The sequence below is a fragment of the Thalassovita sp. ABM4_323 genome (assembly GCF_056158665.1).
Window position 1 is genome coordinate 2,475,909 of the sequence record NZ_JBSWTS010000007.1, and the last position, 17,156, is coordinate 2,493,064.

General features: G+C 60.3%; 15 protein-coding genes and 1 pseudogene. 10 read left to right on the forward strand and 6 right to left on the reverse strand.

Annotated elements, in window-relative coordinates; translation table 11 throughout:
- Positions 1-3 precede the first annotated feature (3 nt).
- A complete protein-coding gene (gene hpt / locus ACXADQ_RS14705; RefSeq protein ID WP_475322168.1) occupies positions 4-546 on the reverse strand; it encodes a hypoxanthine phosphoribosyltransferase in 543 nt (180 codons plus the stop codon).
- Between the two features lie 72 nt (positions 547-618).
- Here hpt and ACXADQ_RS14710 point away from each other — a divergent pair, with 72 nt between their 5' ends.
- Entirely contained in the window at positions 619-1,065 is a 447-nt protein-coding gene (locus ACXADQ_RS14710) for a type II toxin-antitoxin system RatA family toxin (protein WP_475322171.1), read from the forward strand.
- Between the two features lie 56 nt (positions 1,066-1,121).
- On the opposite strand, the gene ACXADQ_RS14715 is transcribed toward ACXADQ_RS14710, so the two are convergent.
- The 4 genes from ACXADQ_RS14715 to ACXADQ_RS14730 all read right to left on the reverse strand — a co-directional run bounded on the left by ACXADQ_RS14715 (position 1,122) and on the right by ACXADQ_RS14730 (position 4,549).
- Positions 1,122-2,300, reverse strand: a complete 1,179-nt coding sequence (locus ACXADQ_RS14715) for an ammonium transporter (protein ID WP_475322174.1) — start codon at positions 2,298-2,300, stop codon at positions 1,122-1,124.
- Positions 2,301-2,466: 166 nt separating this feature from the next.
- On the reverse strand, positions 2,467-2,934 hold the full coding sequence (locus tag ACXADQ_RS14720; protein ID WP_475322177.1) for a CinA family protein: 468 nt from the start codon (positions 2,932-2,934) through the stop codon (positions 2,467-2,469).
- On the reverse strand, positions 2,931-3,413 hold the full coding sequence (locus ACXADQ_RS14725; protein ID WP_475322181.1) for a phosphatidylglycerophosphatase A family protein: 483 nt from the start codon (positions 3,411-3,413) through the stop codon (positions 2,931-2,933). The genes ACXADQ_RS14720 and ACXADQ_RS14725 overlap by 4 nt, the downstream gene beginning before the upstream one ends.
- Positions 3,410-4,549, reverse strand: a complete 1,140-nt coding sequence (locus ACXADQ_RS14730) for a bifunctional 2-C-methyl-D-erythritol 4-phosphate cytidylyltransferase/2-C-methyl-D-erythritol 2,4-cyclodiphosphate synthase (RefSeq protein WP_475326091.1) — start codon at positions 4,547-4,549, stop codon at positions 3,410-3,412. The genes ACXADQ_RS14725 and ACXADQ_RS14730 overlap by 4 nt, the downstream gene beginning before the upstream one ends.
- A 193-nt stretch (positions 4,550-4,742) precedes the next feature.
- Between ACXADQ_RS14730 and dusB the strand changes: the two genes are divergently transcribed.
- The 5 genes and pseudogenes from dusB to ntrX all read left to right on the forward strand — a co-directional run bounded on the left by dusB (position 4,743) and on the right by ntrX (position 11,939).
- The gene (dusB, locus tag ACXADQ_RS14735) at positions 4,743-5,726 is read left to right on the forward strand and encodes a tRNA dihydrouridine synthase DusB (RefSeq protein WP_475322183.1); all 984 of its coding nucleotides are present in this window, start codon (positions 4,743-4,745) and stop codon (positions 5,724-5,726) included.
- Complete coding sequence (locus ACXADQ_RS14740) at positions 5,723-6,814, forward strand: two-component system sensor histidine kinase NtrB (protein WP_475322185.1); 1,092 nt, start codon at positions 5,723-5,725, stop codon at positions 6,812-6,814. Before dusB ends, ACXADQ_RS14740 begins: the two co-directional genes overlap by 4 nt.
- A complete protein-coding gene (locus ACXADQ_RS14745) occupies positions 6,814-8,184 on the forward strand; it encodes a response regulator (protein WP_475322187.1) in 1,371 nt (456 codons plus the stop codon). The genes ACXADQ_RS14740 and ACXADQ_RS14745 overlap by 1 nt, the downstream gene beginning before the upstream one ends.
- 161 nt (positions 8,185-8,345) lie before the next feature.
- Positions 8,346-10,523, forward strand: a pseudogene (locus ACXADQ_RS14750) (sensor histidine kinase NtrY-like).
- Positions 10,524-10,529: 6 nt separating this feature from the next.
- Positions 10,530-11,939: a nitrogen assimilation response regulator NtrX gene (ntrX, locus tag ACXADQ_RS14755; RefSeq protein ID WP_475322191.1), complete on the forward strand. Its 1,410-nt coding sequence runs from the start codon at positions 10,530-10,532 to the stop codon at positions 11,937-11,939.
- Here ntrX and ACXADQ_RS14760 read toward each other — a convergent pair.
- The gene (locus tag ACXADQ_RS14760; protein WP_475322194.1) at positions 11,936-12,379 is read right to left on the reverse strand and encodes a hypothetical protein; all 444 of its coding nucleotides are present in this window, start codon (positions 12,377-12,379) and stop codon (positions 11,936-11,938) included. The genes ntrX and ACXADQ_RS14760 overlap by 4 nt on opposite strands.
- 211 nt (positions 12,380-12,590) lie before the next feature.
- Between ACXADQ_RS14760 and trkA the strand changes: the two genes are divergently transcribed.
- From trkA to hflX, 4 genes are all read left to right on the forward strand, one after another.
- The gene (gene trkA / locus ACXADQ_RS14765) at positions 12,591-13,970 is read left to right on the forward strand and encodes a Trk system potassium transporter TrkA (RefSeq protein ID WP_475322198.1); all 1,380 of its coding nucleotides are present in this window, start codon (positions 12,591-12,593) and stop codon (positions 13,968-13,970) included.
- 3 nt (positions 13,971-13,973) lie between these two features.
- Entirely contained in the window at positions 13,974-15,494 is a 1,521-nt protein-coding gene (locus ACXADQ_RS14770) for a TrkH family potassium uptake protein (RefSeq protein ID WP_475322202.1), read from the forward strand.
- Between the two features lie 128 nt (positions 15,495-15,622).
- On the forward strand, positions 15,623-15,862 hold the full coding sequence (gene hfq, locus ACXADQ_RS14775) for an RNA chaperone Hfq (protein ID WP_475322206.1): 240 nt from the start codon (positions 15,623-15,625) through the stop codon (positions 15,860-15,862).
- Positions 15,862-17,136 carry a GTPase HflX gene (gene hflX / locus ACXADQ_RS14780; protein ID WP_475322210.1) on the forward strand — a complete coding sequence of 425 codons (1,275 nt, stop codon included), beginning with the start codon at positions 15,862-15,864 and terminating at the stop codon, positions 17,134-17,136. Before hfq ends, hflX begins: the two co-directional genes overlap by 1 nt.
- Positions 17,137-17,156 lie beyond the last annotated feature (20 nt).

Consider the following 17,156-nt stretch of genomic DNA (forward strand, 5'->3'; position numbering starts at 1 on the left):
GGTTCATTCCTCGGTAAATCGAACCTTGCCGATAAAAGGTAGGTTGCGATTGCGCTGTGCAAAATCAATGCCATAGCCCACAACGAATTCATCCGGGATGGTGAAGCCTGTCCAATCGGCCTGCATTTCAACCTCGCGCCGGGCGGGTTTGTCCAGCAAGGCGATGATCTTCATCTTGTGCGGTGCGCGCCCTTCCAGCAGGTGGCGCACATGGTGCAGCGTGTACCCGGTGTCGACGATATCCTCGACGACCAGTACGTCACGCCCTTCGATCTCGCCGCGCAGATCCTTGAGAATCCGCACCTCGCGCGAGCTTTCGGTCGAATTGCCATAAGACGACGCCTCGAGGAAATCGACCTCGACCGGCAGGTCCAGTTCACGCACCAGATCGGCAATGAACACGAAACTGCCGCGCAGCAGACCCACCACCACCAGCTTGTCCGTATCGGCGAATTCCTGGCGGATTTCGCTGGCCAATTCCTCGATCCTCGCGGCGATTTGTTTGGCCGAGATCATTTCGTTAATGACATAAGGACGCTGTGGCATGACTTCCCCTTGAATTCCCGCGTTCAGTCTACGAAATACCCCCCACCTGTCACGCGAAAAACAAGGGCTGAGATGCCAACTCATTCCGAAACCCGCATTCTGCCTTACACGGCGCAACAGATGTATGATCTGGTGGCCGATGTGGCCAAATATCCGCAGTTTCTGCCGTGGTGCGCGGCGGCGCGGGTGCGCTCGGTCAGCGAAGTTGCCGATGGAGCCAGCCTGATGAAGGCGGACCTGGTGATTAGCTTCAAGGTGTTTCGCGAACGGTTCGGCAGCAACGTGGTGCTGCGCCCCGATCAGAAGCGGCTAGAGATCGAGTACCTGGACGGGCCGTTCAAGCACATGCGTTCGAGCTGGGATTTCGCGGATGTCGAGGGCGGCTGCGAGGTGCAGTTCTTCGTTGATTTCGAGTTCCGCAACGCCATGCTGCAAGGCATCATCGGCGTGGTTTTCAACGAGGCCATGCAGCGGATTGTACGAGCATTCGAGCGCCGCGCGGCGGATCTGTATACCTGATCCCAACGCAAAAGGCCGCCCCGGAAGGACGGCCTTTCATCATAAATATCAAAGCTTTATGAGTTGTGATCGTAGGCCCGTTCGCCGTGGGCCGACAGGTCCAGGCCGTTGGTCTCGGTCTCTTCATCCACGCGCAGCGGTGTGATCAGGCCGACCACTTTGGCGATGATGATCGAGGCCACCAGCGTGAACACGCCCACGATGGCCAGCGCGCCCAGCTGAGCCGCCCAGGACCCGGCACCAAAGGCGGCGATCATGATGGTGCCAAAGATGCCGCCCACGCCGTGCACGGCGAACACGTCCAGCGTGTCGTCGATCTTGGCCTTGTTGCGGATCAGGTTCACCGCTTCCTGGCACAGGATACCTGCGACGGCACCGATGATCAGCGCCTCGACCGGGCCGACAAAGCCCGAGGCCGGGGTGATCGAGGCCAGACCCGCGATGGTGCCGGTGACGATACCGACCAGCGAGGCTTTGCCATACTTGATCTTTTCCCACAGCGCCCAGGTCAGCGACGCCGTTGCGGCCGAGATATGCGTCACGGTCAGCGCCATGGCCGCACCACCATCCGCAGCCAGCTGCGAACCACCGTTAAAGCCGAACCAGCCGACCCACAGCATGGCCGCGCCGATCATCACGTAACCGGGGTTGTGCGGCGGGGTGGTCTTGTTCTTCCGCGCGCCCAGCATGACGGCCAGAACCAGCGCGGCGATGCCTGCGGTCTCGTGCACAACGATGCCACCGGCAAAGTCCTTCACGCCGGTCTCGCCAAAGATGCCGCCATCGGCCAGGAAGCCTCCGCCCCAGATCCAGTGGGTGACGGGCGCGTAGACCAGCACCATCCACAGTGCCGAAAACAGCAGCACAAAGCCAAAGCCGATGCGCTCCACATAGGCACCCACGATCAGCGCCGGGGTGATGATGGCAAAGGTCATCTGGAAGGCAAAGAACAGCACCTCGGGCAGGTTGCCCGACAGGGTGTCGGCCGTGATGCCGCCCAGGAACATCTTGCCCAGGCCGCCCCAATAGGCGCCTCCATCCCCGAATGCCACCGAGTAGCCAACGGCGAACCAAAGCACGCTCATCAAGCAAGCGATGGCGTAAACATGCATAAAGACGCTCAGCACGTTCCGGGCGCGCACAAGCCCCCCGTAAAACAGTGCCAGCCCTGGCAGCGTCATGAACAGCACCAGCGCTGTTGCGACAATGATCCAGGCGGTATCCGCTCCGTTCATGTGTCCTTCCTTTCCGATCCCTTGGTTTTGTTTGCGGGGGATCAAACGGAATCAAGGCGCAAAAGAAAGAAGCAAAGTGGATTCAGGGTGATTAAAAAGTGCGCAGTTAGAAAAATGCCTAATAAATAGACTAAAAATAGGGATAAAGAGCAATCTGTAAGCGTTTTTAAGTTGCTGCGGAATTGAGCAGAGAGATTGCTTTTTGAACAGATTTGGCGCGGACATTGGCCCGACCGATGGCACCGAACTCTGTTGTTTCGGTCTGCACAGTGCCGGTTTTTGTCGCCAATCCAAAGCACACGCGCCCCTCGGGTTTGAACTCAGAGCCCCCCGGACCAGCGATGCCAGTGATCGCCACAGCGACGTCCGCATCCGAGTGTGCCAGCGCCCCAAATGCCATCTGAGCCGCGACTTCTTCGGACACTGCGCCGTGTGCCTCTAGCGTTTCCTCGCGAACCCCCAACATCTGCATTTTGGCGCAATTGGTGTAGGTGACAAACCCCCGTTCGAACACCGCGGACGAGCCCGCAACATCCGTGATCGCGGCAGAGACCATGCCGCCTGTGCAGCTTTCAGCGGTGGCGATGCGCAGGCCTTTGGCCTTGTACAGTTCCAGCAGATCCGCAACGCTCATATCAGCACCACGTGGTACAGCGCCGCTGCGATCAAGGTGCAGATGCCCGCGAATACCCCGGCCCACAGGTCATCCAGCATCACGCCGATCGGGTCGTGACGGCGGTCTGCGCGTCCCACCAGCCAGGGCTTGGTGATGTCGAACAGGCGGAAGAACAGAAACGCCGCGATAGGGCCCGGCCAGATCATGGACATGTCGCGCGAATAGAAGGCCGCCGCTGGGAACAGTAGCGCCAGCCACATGCCTGCAACCTCGTCGATCACGATCTCCGCGGGATCATCCCCGGGGCGGTCTTTCAGCTCGATGGCGATGGTTTTGAACCCGACGGTGGTGGCGATCAGCGTCGCGACGACCAGCGGCCAGAACCCCAGATAGCGTTCGATTCCCCAGCCTACGGCCAGCGCAGTCAAAGACCCCCAGGTGCCCGGCGCGGGGCGCAGAAGGCCCGTGTAGAAAAAGGTGTTAATCAGTCTGATCATGCTTTCACCAATGCGGCTGTTGCGATGGCGGCGATGCCTTCTTCGCGTCCGGTGAAGCCCAGACGTTCGCTGGTTGTCGCCTTGATGGAAACGCGTTCGGGCGCCATGCCCATGATACGCGCCATTTCCGCCTGCATGGCAGCCGCATGAGGCCCGACCTTGGGGTATTCGCAGACTAGCGTGCAATCTATATTGCTGATCTCAAACCCTTTTTCACGCGCAAGCTCGGCGGCGTGTTTCAGGAAGATTTCGCTGGCGGCGCCTTTCCATTGCGGATCCGAGGGTGGAAAATGGCGGCCAATATCGCCCTCGGCCAGCGCACCATAGATCGCATCGGTGACCGCATGCATACCCACATCCGCGTCCGAGTGCCCCTGCAACCCGCGACCATGCGGGATTTCGACGCCACACAGGATCACATGATCCCCCGGCCCGAACCGGTGCACGTCATAGCCATTGCCCAAACGAATATCCATTTGTCCTCGTTGTATTTTCAGCGCCCGGTCGAAATCGCCGGGATGGGTGATTTTCAAATTGTCTTCGTGGCCCGGTACAATCGCCACGCGCAGACCCGCGGCGCGGGCGACCTGAACGTCGTCTGCTGCCTCGCCCTGAAACAGGCGATGCGCCGCCAGCAGTTTGCCAAAGTCAAAGCCTTGCGGAGTTTGCGCCCGATACAGTCCGGCGCGATCCTGCACACCGGTGACGCTGTCGTCTTCGCCGCGCCACAAAGCATCGGTGACGGGCAGGGCAGGGGCCGCCCCGGGCGCGGTGCCAAGCGCATCAATCACGTCCGAGATCACCTGTGCAGGCACGCAAGGGCGCGCCACGTCATGAATCAGCACGTTGGCAGGGGGATCGGTCGCCATGGCCTCAAGCCCATTGCGAACGGATTGGTTGCGGGTTTCGCCCCCAAGCACACAAATCAGCTGATCTTGGCCGGGCAGGCGGGCCACATCTGCGGCGTCATCAGGGTGATGCACCAGCACGATCCGCTCAATCAGTGGGTGATCCAGAAAGGCCTGAACCGTGCGCGCCGCAACCGAAACGCCACCCAGATCACGCCATTGCTTGGGCAATCCACCGCCTGCGCGGCGGCCACGTCCTGCGGCGACTATGATGGCGTCCGTGCGCATGAAATCCTCGGGTTTTGCTGCCTTGTTCTGTTGCATAGGACGTGTGGCGCCCAAGAGCAATCCATCCGTGGATTTGTGGTATTTGATGAAAAATTAGGCATACTGCCCGGGGCGGTCTGATTTCTGGGCGCTATGGATTGAAGCGGTTAGGGCTATCAGCTAGTCCAAAGGCAAATGCACAAGGATTAGGCATGTGTCGCTGACTCTCGCGGACAAAACTCTGACACCACCGGTTTTTCTCGCGCCTCTGGCCGGAATCACGGACCTGCCGTTTCGCAATCTTGTGTCTCGGTTCGGTGCCGGGCTGGTCGTCAGCGAGATGGTTGCCAGCCAGGAAATGGTGCAGGCCAAACCCGGAGTGCGCGAAAAGGCCGAGCTGGGTTTCGAGGCCGCGAATACCTCGGTGCAACTGGCCGGGCGCGATGCTGAATGGATGGCGCGTGCTGCGCGTATGGTGCAGGATAACGGGGCCAAGATCATCGATATCAACATGGGCTGCCCCGCGAAAAAGGTCGTGAACGGGTATTCCGGGTCTGCTTTGCTGAAAGACTTGGATCACGCGTTGACCTTGATCGAGGCGGTCGTGAATGCGGTCGATCTGCCGGTCACGCTGAAGACCCGCTTGGGCTGGGACGACGATCTGCTGAACGCCCCCGAGCTGGCGCAGCGGGCGCAGAATGCGGGTATCCAGATGATTACCATCCATGGCCGCACGCGTTGTCAGTTCTACAAAGGGCGCGCGGATTGGGCCGCGATTGCGAATGTGAAACAGGCCGTGTCGATCCCGGTCGTCGCGAACGGAGACATCGTCAGCGCCGACACCGCGCGCACAGCGCTGGACAAATCCGGCGCAGATGGCGTGATGGTTGGTCGCGGTGCTCAGGGGCGGCCCTGGCTGCTGGCGCAGATCGCGCATGAACTCTATGGCGCCGAGGCGCCAGAGATTCCTGACGGCAACGATCTGGTCGACATGGTGATCACCCATTACGAGGCCATGCTGGACTTTTACGGTGCTGATCTGGGCGGGCGCGTCGCGCGCAAACACCTTGGCTGGTACATGGACGAGGCCGGGACAGGCGCTCAACTGCGCCGCGCCGTTCTGACCGCGCGCGATCCGGCACAGGTCATCCGATTGTTGCCCGACGCGCTTAGCCCTCAGCAAGAGGTGGCGGCATGATGCGCGATAACCTGATCTGGCAAAACCTGCCTGTGCCCGGCATTCTGGTCGATGCAGAGGACAATATCGCCGATATCAACCCGGCGGCCGAGGGTTTTTTGAACTCATCGTCCAAATCGATCAAGGGCCAACCCGTCTGGGACCGCATCATGATCGACGCGCCTCTGGAAGAAGCGTTTCAACGTGCGCGCTCCAGCAAAACGCCCTTGTTTGTGAATGACGTCGATGTCGGCACGGGTGAACGCGCGCCCTTGCATTGTAACCTGCAAATCGCGCCGATGCTGGGGCTGGAGGGGCACATGCTGTTCCTGATTTCCCCGCGCGAATTGGCTGGCCAGCTGACGCAAAGCCATTCGGTGAAATCGGCCGCCAAATCGGCGATCGGGATGGCCGAAATGCTGGCGCATGAGATCAAGAACCCCTTGGCGGGCATCACCGGCGCGGCGCAGCTGTTGTCGATGAACCTGCCCGCTGATGATCTGGAGCTGACGGATCTGATCGTCGCGGAAAGCCGCCGGATCGTGAAGTTGCTGGAACAGGTTGAACAGTTCGGCAACCTGACCGCCCCGGAACGCAAGCCCGTGAATATCCACGATGTTCTGGATCGGGCGCGGCGCTCGGCCCTGCTGGGGTTTGGTGCCCATATGAAGATTTTCGAGGAATACGATCCCTCGTTGCCGATGGCCTATGGGGACCCGGACCAGTTGTTGCAGGTCATCCTGAACCTGATCAAGAACGCGTCTGAGGCCGCAGGCAAAGAGGGTGGCACCATTCGGCTGCGTACCTTCTATGAGCACAGCTTTCGTCTGCGGCGCAGTGACGGCACCGGGCAGGCGCTGCCGCTGCAGATCGAGATCATGGATGACGGCCCCGGACTGCCGGACGACATCAAGGGCGATATCTTTGATCCCTTCGTGTCCGGCAAGGAAAACGGCACCGGCCTGGGCCTGGCGCTGGTCAGCAAAATTATCGGAGACCACGATGGCTGGATCTCTGTCAACTCGGTGCCAGGACGCACCGTATTCAAGATTTCACTGCCTCTGGACCCCGAGTCTCAGACGCGGCGCAAGAAGAAGGAGAACCAGTAATGGACGGGACCGTACTTGTAGCAGATGACGACCGCACGATCCGAACGGTTCTGACGCAGGCCTTGACCCGCGCAGGGTGTAAGGTGCACGCGACCTCGTCGCTGACCACGTTGATGCGTTGGGTCGGCGAGGGCAAAGGCGACGTGGTGATCAGCGATGTGATGATGCCCGATGGCAATGGTCTGGAAATGCTGCCCAAGATCGCCGAGGACCGTCCCGGTCTGCCGGTGATCGTGATCTCGGCGCAGAACACCATCATGACCGCCATTCAGGCCGCCGAGGCCGAGGCCTATGACTATCTGCCCAAACCCTTCGATCTGCCCGACCTGATGAAGCGCACCGCCCGGGCGCTGGATCAGCGCCGTCGTGCGGCCCCGGCCGCTCCGGTGGTGGAAAGCAACGACCGGCCCGATGATCTGCCACTGGTGGGACGCACTCCGGCGATGCAGGCGCTGTATCGCTTGGTGGCCAAAGTGATGAACACCGATTTGCCGGTGCTGATCGCGGGCGAAAGCGGGACTGGGAAATCCCTGATTGCTCGGGCCATTCACGATTTTTCAGACCGGCGTACCTTGCCCTTTATCACGGCCACGGCCAGTGATTTGCAAGATATCGAAGGTCCGGCGCGTATTCTGGCCCGCGTCAAAGGCGGGACGCTGCTGATTGACGAGATCGGCGACATCGACCTGGAGGTCCAGGCCCGCATCGTGCGCATGATGGACAGCCCCGGTGACAACGTGCCCCGGTTCATGGCCACCAGCCAAAGCGATCTGTCGGATGCGCTGGAAAAAGGCAATGTGCGTCAGGATCTGTATTACCGGCTGTCCGGCGCGACGCTTCAGGTGCCCTCGCTGCGGGAACGGGTCGAGGATATCCCGTTGCTGGCGGATCACTTTCTGGCGCGTGCAGAACGCGATGGGGCGCCCAAGCGCATTCTGTCCAAAGACGCTCTGGAACTGATGCGCGCCTATAGCTGGCCGGGCAACGTGCGCCAGCTGGAAAACGCGATCAAACGGCTGGTGCTGACGTCGCGCTCGGATGAAATCGCGCGCTCCGAGGTCGAAGCCGTGCTGGGCAATCAGCCCGAGATGGAGCCCGTTCTGGGCGGCGGCGATACCGAGAAGCTCTCGGCCTCAGTGTCGCGCCATTTGCGTCGCTATTTCGATCTGCATGGCAATATGCTGCCGCCCCCGGGCCTGTACGGCCGGATTTTGAAAGAGGTCGAGCAACCCCTGATCGAAATTGCGCTGGAGGCCACCGGTGGGAACCAGGCCAAATGTGCCGATCTTTTAGGGATCAACCGCAATACCTTGCGTAAGAAAATCACCGATCTGGATATTCGCGTGACACGCCGCCGCAAATTGATGTAAAACCGCAACAGGCGTGGCCCGATTGCATCGGGTCATCAAAGAGGCGGTAAGCCGCAACATAGCGGCACATCAACGAGAGGTGGCGGGTGACAACCCGGACACGATATCCGACAGCGTGGCAAAGGCTGCAACGCCTAAGGCGTCAGCGTCGTGTGCAGAACATGGCGACCTTTGCGCTTGTGCTGCTGGGGCCCATTCTGGCCATCAGCACCTTCATGATTCTGGGGCCGCTGGATCAGGGCACGTCTTCGCTGAGCCTGCGCCTGATTCTGCTGGCGGATTTCGTCTATGTGCTGCTGGTGGCCGCGCTGGTTTTGCAGCGGATCGTGGCGCTTATTTCGGCCAGACGGGCGAAATCGGCAGGTTCCCGCCTACACCTGCGCCTGACCGGGGCCTTCGCGGTTCTTGCGCTTATTCCCACCGTTTCCGTGGCCATTTTCGCGGCGTTGACCGTGAATGTGGGGCTCGAGGGCTGGTTCTCGGATCGGGTGCAGCGGGTGGTTGGCAGCTCGCTTGAAGCCGCCGAAGCCTATGAGGAAGAGCACCGTCGCGACCTGCGCCAGGACGCGCTGATATTGGCTGGGATTCTGGACGCGACGCGCCAGCGCACGTTCTTTATGGGCGACAACAACATTCGCAACGTGTTGGCACAAGGACAGGCCCAGATTTAGCGCGGTCTGCGCGAAGCCTTTGTCATCGACGGCAGCGGCGAGATCAAAGCGCGCGGCGAACGATCCTATCTGTTTGATTATGAAAAGCCCTCGGCCGCAGAAATAGAAGCCTCAATTGCCGACAGTCTGCTGATCATCGAGGATTGGGAAAACAACGAATTCCGCGCGCTGGTGCCGCTGAACGCCTTTGTGGACCGGTTCCTGTATGTCAGCCGCGCTGTGGATGGCGAATTGCTGAGCCTGCTGGATGAAACCAAGGAAACCGCCCAGTTCTATCAACAGCTGGAAAACGAGCGTGGCCGGGTGCTGTTCGAATTCGGTCTTATCTATCTGGGTTTTGCCGTCATTCTGATCCTGGCCGCGATCTGGCTGGGCCTGTGGTTCGCGGAACGGCTCTCGCGGCCCGTGGGCAGCCTGACAGGGGCTGCGAAACGTGTCGGCGCCGGGGATCTGGATGTGCGCGTCACCGAGGAAGAGGGCGATGACGAAATCGCCATGTTGGGCCGGTACTTCAACCAGATGACCCGACAGCTGAAGGCACAGCGCACGACATTGTTGGAAAACACCAATCAGATCGAGCGCCGCCGACGCTTGTTTGATTCTGTGCTCAGCTCGGTCACCTCGGGTGTTGTGGGGTTGGATGACGCCGGGCGCGTGGCCTTTGTGAACCGCTCGGCGCAACGTCTGTTGGATTGGGATGATGAGAACCAGTCACTGGCGCTGGAACTGGCCGTGCCCGAGTTTAGCGCCTTGTTCCAGCGGCTGATCTCAGGCGAGGGCGCCGCCGTTCAGCAAGAGATCAAGGTCACACGGAGTGGCCGCCTGGAAAACCTGCTGGTGCGGATGTCGCCACGTTATGGCGAAGAGGGCCAGCTCGAAGGCTATGTGGTTGCTTTTGATGATGTGACCAACCTTGTTGCGGCGCAGCGGATGGCCGCCTGGGGCGATGTTGCCCGTCGTATCGCACACGAGATCAAGAACCCTCTGACACCCATTCAGCTGAGCGCCGAGCGCATCAAGCGCAAGTTCGGTCGACATCTGGATGAACCGCTGAGCGACGACCTGACCCAACTGACCAGTGTGATCGTGCGGCAAACGGATGACCTGCGCCGCATCGTTGATGAGTTTTCAAAATTTGCGCGGATGCCCGAACCCGAATTGCGCACCGTCAGCTTGCGCGACCTGGCCGAGGCGGCGGTTGTGCTGCAACAAAACGGCCAACCCGATGTAACGATTTCCTCGGAACTTGGCGACGATCCGATGCGGGCGGATCTGGACGCGACCATGATCAATCAGGCTTTGACAAACTTGTTGAAGAATGCCGGTGAAGCAATTGAAATATATCGGGAAAATGGGAATGATCTGGCGCCCGAAATTCGCGTGAAGGCAACGGTCGAGGGGCACAGCGCCGTGTTGACCATTGCGGATAACGGGATCGGGCTGCCCGAGGATCGCGCGCGCCTGTTCGAGCCCTACGTGACGACTCGCAGCGAGGGCACGGGCCTTGGCCTGCCCATCGTGCGCAAGATTGTCGAAGAACACGGCGGTACGCTGGATCTGGTCGATGCCGAGCCGTTCGATGATACCGGCCGCTGTGGCGCCATGGCCGTTATGCGGCTGCCACTTTCTGAAACCATTGAAGAAAACCAAGAACATAAAGAGCGTTGAGGACCCATGGGTGATATTCTGATTGTCGATGACGAACGCGACATCCGCGAACTGATCTCGGACATTCTGGAGGACGAGGGATACACGACCCGTCTGGCCGGAAACTCGGATGACGCGATGAAAGAAATCAATGCCGAAGCCCCGGCGCTGATGATCCTGGATATCTGGCTGAAGGACAGCCGGATGGATGGGATCGACATTCTGAAAACCGCCAAGCGCGATAACCCGGACGTACCGGTCGTGATCATTTCGGGGCACGGGAATATCGAGATCGCGGTGGCGGCGATCAAGCAGGGCGCCTTCGATTTCATTGAAAAACCCTTCAATATTGATCAGTTGCTGGTCGTGATCCGGCGCGCGATGGAAACCTCGCGTTTGCGTCGCGAGAACCGGGAACTGCGCCAGCGTGAGGTGAGTTCGTTTGAAATGGTCGGCTCGTCCGCGGCCTTTCGGGCGCTGGTCAGCCAGTTGGACAAGGTGACCAAGTCCAATGGGCGCGTGATGCTGTCCGGCCCGGCCGGTGTCGGCAAAGAGGTTGCTGCGCGCTATATTCATGCCAATTCGAGCCGGGCTGCGGCGCCGTTTGTGACGGTCAGCTGTGCCTCGATCGAACCAGATCGCGTCGAAGAAGTGCTGTTTGGCCGCGAAAGCAGTGAACGCGGGGTGGAGCCCGGCCTGCTGGAACAGGCCCATGGTGGTGTGGTGTTCTTTGACGAGGTCGCAGACATGCCCTTGGGCACCCAATCCAAGATCCTGCGGGTGTTGGTGGACCAGCAGTTCCAGCGCGTCGGCGGCACCGAAAAGGTGCGGGTCGATTTGCGGGTGATCTCGTCGACAAACCGGCGTCTGGAAACTGAAATTGACGCCGGCAGTTTTCGCCAGGAACTGTATCATCGCCTGAACGTAGTGCCGATCAGCGTGCCCTCGTTGGAGGAACGTCGCGAGGACATTCCCGAACTGGCCGCGCATTTCATTGAAATGTTCAATCGCACGCAGGGTCTGCCGATGCGCGGTATCTCTGATGATGCGGCGGCGCTGATGCAAACCATGATCTGGCCAGGAAACGTGCGCCAGCTACGCAATCTGATCGAACGGGTTCTAATCCTGGGAGATGGCGATAAAGCCATCGAAGTCAAAGACTTGCCTCAGGACGAAGAAAGCAGCGGCAAAGATGATCGCGTGGTTCTGACCGGCACTTTGGCTACGTTGCCCCTGCGCGAGGCACGCGAGGTTTTCGAGCGTGAATACCTGCTGACGCAGATCAACCGTTTCGGCGGCAACATCAGCCGCACCGCAAATTTCGTGGGGATGGAGCGCAGCGCGCTGCATCGGAAACTGAAATCGCTGAATGTGGTGACGTCGAACAAATCCGGCGCGCGGGTCGCGCATGTCGAAGACGAGGACGCAGAAGTTTAAGTTGGCGTAAGCGCCCGGTAGCCAGCCTTGGTACGTACGGCACAGCTGTCCTCGGTCAGCTTTGGCATGCGTCCTGGCAGGGTGTCGGGCGTCTCGCCAGTGCAGATCGGCAGCTCGACCTCACTATAGCCTTTGTTGGCCATACATTGGGTGGCATAGCGCGCGCGCAGGCGTTTGTTGGCGTCATAGGTCACGATCTCGCCGCCGGTTTTGATATAGACAGTGCGGCAATTGCCATTGCGGTCACAGGTTTCGCGCGGGTGGAACCGGATCGGCGTCATGCGGGTCATCTTGTTCACCGGCACCTCTTTCAGTGCCTCGACCTCGCAGGCGGTCTCGTCTGCCTGAAGCCGCGCCACCGAGGCACCGGTCTTGTGGTAGATCTCGACCGGGAAACACCCGGCCACAAGGCCAAAGGCCAGGACAGAAATGATACGCATGTTCTGCATCCTAAACTGAGCTTTCAGGGCGCGCCACTGTCAGTACTACGTTGTTGCCTGTATTCTCCGTCGCCAGATCAGGCAGAATTCGGGCCAGCGCGGCTGAGGCTGCGTTTGCGGGCTCAGTTTGGCGGGATTTCCGGCATTAATCAATTGACGCTGTTCTGGGGGCATGCAATTCAAGACCACTGACACCAGAGGGATTGTTGGCATGAAGGTCATCATATGCGGTGCCGGTCAGGTGGGCTGGCAGATCGCGCGTCACCTGTCAGGCGAGCGCAACGACGTGACGGTGGTGGATAACAACCCCGACCTGGTCCGTCGCGCGACGGATACGCTGGACGTGCAGGGGATCGCGGGCTTTGCCTCCTATCCGGATGTGCTGGATCGCGCGGGCGCCCGGGATGCGGATATGATCATCGCCGCAACCTATTCGGACGAGGTTAACATGGTCACCTGTCAGGTGGCCCATTCCGTGTTCGCCATTCCGCGCAAGATCGCCCGGTTGCGCAGCCAAAGCTATCTGACTGCGATTTATTCGGATCTGTATCGCCGGGATCACCTGCCGATTGATGTGGTTATCAGCCCCGAACGCGAAGTGGCCGAGGCTGCGCTCCAGCGGCTGGCCTCTCCGGCGGCGTTTGATACCGAAACCTTTCTGAACGGGCGCGCGCAGCTTTTGGGCATCACCATCGAGGAAGAATGCCCCGTTGTGAACACACCTCTGCGCCAGCTGAACGAGCTGTTCCCGACGCTGCGGATCGTGGTGGTTGGGGTGCGCCGCGAGGGGTCCTTGTTCGCGCCCGAGGCCGGGGATCAGCTGTTTGTGGGGGACGAGTGCTATGTCTTCGTGGTCAACGAAGACGTGCCCCGCACGATGGAAGTATTCGGCAAAACCAGCAAGACCCAGGAACGTGTGGTCATCATCGGTGGTGGCAATGTGGGGCTGGCCGTCGCCAGTGCGCTGGAATCGCGCACAGATCGGCGCATCCGCGCAAAAGTGATAGAAAAGAAACGCAAATTCGCCGAGCTGGCAGCGGATGCGCTGGAGCGCACGATTGTGCTGCATGGCGATGGGCTGGATTCGACCTTGCTGGCCGAGGCCAATATCAGCCGCGCCGATGCGATCCTGTGTGTGACCGATGACGACAAAACCAACATGCTGGCCGCCGTGCGTGCCAAAACCGAAGGCTGCCCGATGGCCATCGCGCTGATCAATGACCCGACCCTGACCACCATGATGGGGCCGTTGGGGATTGATGCCTATATCAACCCGCGCGCGACCACTGTGTCCTCGATCCTGCGACATATTCGGCATGGCCGGGTGCGGGGTGTCTATTCGATCGGGGATGCCGAGGCCGAGATGATCGAGGCCGAAGTGCTGTCGACCTCGCCCATTGCGGGCCAGCGGGTGCGCGACATTGATTTCCCCGAAGGTGTGCTGGTCGGTGGTATCCTGAAGGGCGATCGCGTGGTCAAACCCGGCAGCGATACGCGCGTGGACGAAGGCGATGTGATCTGTCTGTTCTCGATGGCCTCGGATGTCCCCGAGGTGGAACGACTGCTGCAAGTCTCGATCGATTTCTTCTAAGCCATGTGGGACCAGCTGCGAAACCAACCGCTGTTTTTGCTGCTGATGGGGATCGGCGCCCTGTCCATGTATCTGCCCGCAGCCCATGCGCTGGCGGTGGATGATTTTTTCCAGGCGCGCACGTTCTTCTATTCTGGAACGCTGTTTTTGTTGGCAGTCAGCCTGGTGGCAATGGCAATGTGGGGACGCCAGCGCAAACGCGGCACCATGGGCGATCTGCTGGCGCTGTTTGCCTGTTTCGTGGTTCTGCCGGTGATGTTGGCGGTGCCGCTGTATGAAACCATCCGCACCACCAGTTTCCTGAATGCCTATGTCGAAATGGTGTCCAGCCTGACCACCACCGGGGCGACCTTGTTTGACGCGGATCGGCTGAGCTCGACCCAGCATTTGTGGCGCGCACAGGTCGGTTGGCTGGGCGGGCTGCTGATGTGGATTGCGGCTGCGGCCATTCTGGCGCCGCTGAACCTGGGGGGCTTCGAGGTCACGGCCTCGGCCGAACCGGGGCAGGGCGAGGGGCCGGGGCGGGGGTTGGATACCAGCGATCCACAGCGGCGCATCCTCAGGATTTCGGCGCAGCTGATCCCGATCTATGGCGGGCTAACGCTGGCTTTGTGGATCATGATGGTCATCAGTGGCGACCGTCCCCTGGTGGCGCTGTGCCATGCGATGTCTGTGATGGCGACCAGTGGCATTTCTCCGATCGCGGGGGCGCAGGCCGGGGGCTCGGGCATTCCGGGCGAAATCGTGATGGCGTTGTTCATGCTGTTCGCCCTGTCGCGTCTGACGTTTTCCAGTGACACCATCACCACCGCCCGTCGAGGCATTCATACCGACCCCGAATTCCGTCTGGGCATGATGATCGTGATCGCCGTGCCTGTGCTGCTGTTCCTGCGCCATTGGTGGGGGGCCGAGGCCGTGGACGGCACCCAAGCGGGCGGGGTTATGATCGCCTTGCGGGCCTTCTGGGGCAGCATATTCACCGCACTGTCCTTTCTTAGCACGACAGGGTTTATCAGCGCGCAATGGGATACGGCGCAGCTTTGGTCGGGCATGTCGACGCCCGGTCTGATTTTTCTGGGGCTCGCGCTGATCGGGGGTGGGGTTGCGACCACGGCCGGAGGCGTCAAGCTGCTGCGCGTCTGGGCGCTGTACCTGAACGGTCTGCGCGAGATGGATCGGCTGGTGCATCCGTCCTCGGTGGGGCGCAGCACCGGAGTGTCGCGCCGCATTCGCAAAAAAGGCGCCTATATCGCCTGGATCTTCTTTATGCTTTTTGCGCTGTCATTGTCCGGCTTCACGGTGATTTTTGCCGGCCTGGGGCTGAGCTTTGAGAACGCGATTATCCTGTCGATCTCTGCCCTGTCCACCACCGGCCCGCTGGTCGTGATCGCACCAGAAGACAGTTTCAGCCTGCTGGAGCTGGCGGGCTCGGCCAAGCTGGCATTCTGCGCGGCGATGATCCTGGGGCGGCTGGAAATGCTGGCCATTATTGCGCTGCTGACCAGTGATGTTTGGCGTAGTTGACAGTGCCAAGCAGTTCACAAGGTAACTATTTTACTTTTGGGCTGGTAACTCGGTTCTGGCCGCGACATACTTAGCCTTAGAACACCAGGGTCGGTCCGCGACTCTGCGCAAGAACAAAGGTTTATTCCATGGCTTCCGATAAGCAAAACTTGCAAGACGCGTTTCTGAATCACACGTGGAAGACCAAAATTCCGGTCACTATTTTCCTGATCAACGGTGTCAAATTGCAGGGTGTTATCACCTGGTTTGACAATTTTTGTGTGTTGCTGCGCCGCGATGGCCAGTCCCAGTTGGTCTACAAGCATGCGATCTCGACCATTATGCCGTCGCAGCCGATCAACCTGTATGACGGTGACGACGCCAATTGATGACGCATGACAAGGAGGCAACCCTCGCCTGGGTTCTGCATCCTGACATCAAATCCGAACGTGAACGGCGCGATCCGGCCTTTGCGCTGGACGAGGCCGTTTCTCTGGCTGCGGCGCTCCCTGACCTCGAGGTCGTGGGGGCGGAAACCGTGCGCGTTCAGCGGCCTCAGCCGGGGCTGTTCTTTGGCTCGGGCAAGATCGAGGAGCTAAAGGCCAAGCTGAAGGCCGCCGAGGTCGAGCTGGTACTGATCGATGGCCCCGTCACGCCCGTGCAGCAGCGCAATCTGGAAAAAGAGTGGAAGGTGAAGCTCTTGGATCGGACCGGTCTGATCCTCGAGATTTTCAGCGACCGCGCCCGCACCCGTGAAGGCGTGTTGCAGGTGGAAATGGCCGCGCTGTCCTATCAACGGACCCGTCTGGTGCGCGCCTGGACCCACCTGGAGCGTCAGCGGGGCGGTTTGGGCTTTGTCGGCGGACCTGGTGAGACCCAGATCGAGGCGGACCGCCGCGCTATTGATGAACAGCTGACGCGCCTGCGTCGGCAGCTGGCCAAGGTGGTGAAAACCCGCGAATTGCACCGGGCCTCGCGCGCCAAGGTGCCGTATCCGATCGTGGCGCTGGTGGGCTATACCAACGCCGGAAAATCCACGCTTTTCAATCGCTTGACGGGTGCCGAGGTGATGGCCAAGGATATGCTCTTTGCCACGCTGGACCCCACGATGCGGCGTGTTCAGCTGCCCGATGGCGGCCCCGAGGTGATCCTGTCGGACACGGTGGGATTCATCAGCGATCTGCCCACCGAACTGGTGGCTGCGTTCCGCGCGACGCTGGAAGAGGTGCTTTCGGCCAACCTGATCCTACATGTCCGCGACATCTCGCATTCCGAGACGGATAATCAGGCCAAGGATGTGCACGAAATCATGGATTCGCTGGGCGTCCCCGAGGACGTGCCCGTGTTAGAGCTGTGGAACAAGATCGACAATTTCGACGATGAAACTCGCGCCGCCCACATGTCCCGTGCCGCGCGCGAGGATGATATCTTTGCGATTTCGGCGATCACCGGCGAGGGGCTGTCAGAGCTGATGGAGCGCATCACCCGCGCGCTTGAGGCCGAACATCACATCAGCGAGCTCCACCTGACCTTCGCCGAAGGACGCAAGCGGGCCTGGCTGTTCGAACAGGAACTGGTCGAGGCAGAGACCCAGGACGACACCGGGTTCAACCTGACGGTTCGCTGGACAAACCGGCAGGAAAAACGCTTTCGCGAGATGTAGTTACGGGGCGCTCTTTACGA

Bases quoted from the DNA above. Each gene is read 5' to 3' on its own strand.
- ACXADQ_RS14720 (WP_475322177.1), bottom strand. From the start codon at position 2,934: ATGAGCGTTGCGGATCTGCTGGAACTGTACAAGGCCAAAGGCCTGCGC.
- trkA (WP_475322198.1), top strand. From the start codon at position 12,591: ATGAAGGTCATCATATGCGGTGCCGGTCAGGTGGGCTGGCAGATCGCG.
- hflX (WP_475322210.1), top strand. From the start codon at position 15,862: ATGACGCATGACAAGGAGGCAACCCTCGCCTGGGTTCTGCATCCTGAC.
- ACXADQ_RS14710 (WP_475322171.1), top strand. From the start codon at position 619: ATGCCAACTCATTCCGAAACCCGCATTCTGCCTTACACGGCGCAACAG.
- ACXADQ_RS14715 (WP_475322174.1), bottom strand. From the start codon at position 2,300: ATGAACGGAGCGGATACCGCCTGGATCATTGTCGCAACAGCGCTGGTG.
- ntrX (WP_475322191.1), top strand. From the start codon at position 10,530: ATGGGTGATATTCTGATTGTCGATGACGAACGCGACATCCGCGAACTG.
- hpt (WP_475322168.1), bottom strand. From the start codon at position 546: ATGCCACAGCGTCCTTATGTCATTAACGAAATGATCTCGGCCAAACAA.
- ACXADQ_RS14760 (WP_475322194.1), bottom strand. From the start codon at position 12,379: ATGCGTATCATTTCTGTCCTGGCCTTTGGCCTTGTGGCCGGGTGTTTC.
- ACXADQ_RS14745 (WP_475322187.1), top strand. From the start codon at position 6,814: ATGGACGGGACCGTACTTGTAGCAGATGACGACCGCACGATCCGAACG.
- ACXADQ_RS14740 (WP_475322185.1), top strand. From the start codon at position 5,723: ATGATGCGCGATAACCTGATCTGGCAAAACCTGCCTGTGCCCGGCATT.
- ACXADQ_RS14770 (WP_475322202.1), top strand. From the start codon at position 13,974: ATGTGGGACCAGCTGCGAAACCAACCGCTGTTTTTGCTGCTGATGGGG.
- hfq (WP_475322206.1), top strand. From the start codon at position 15,623: ATGGCTTCCGATAAGCAAAACTTGCAAGACGCGTTTCTGAATCACACG.
- ACXADQ_RS14725 (WP_475322181.1), bottom strand. From the start codon at position 3,413: ATGATCAGACTGATTAACACCTTTTTCTACACGGGCCTTCTGCGCCCC.
- ACXADQ_RS14730 (WP_475326091.1), bottom strand. From the start codon at position 4,549: ATGCGCACGGACGCCATCATAGTCGCCGCAGGACGTGGCCGCCGCGCA.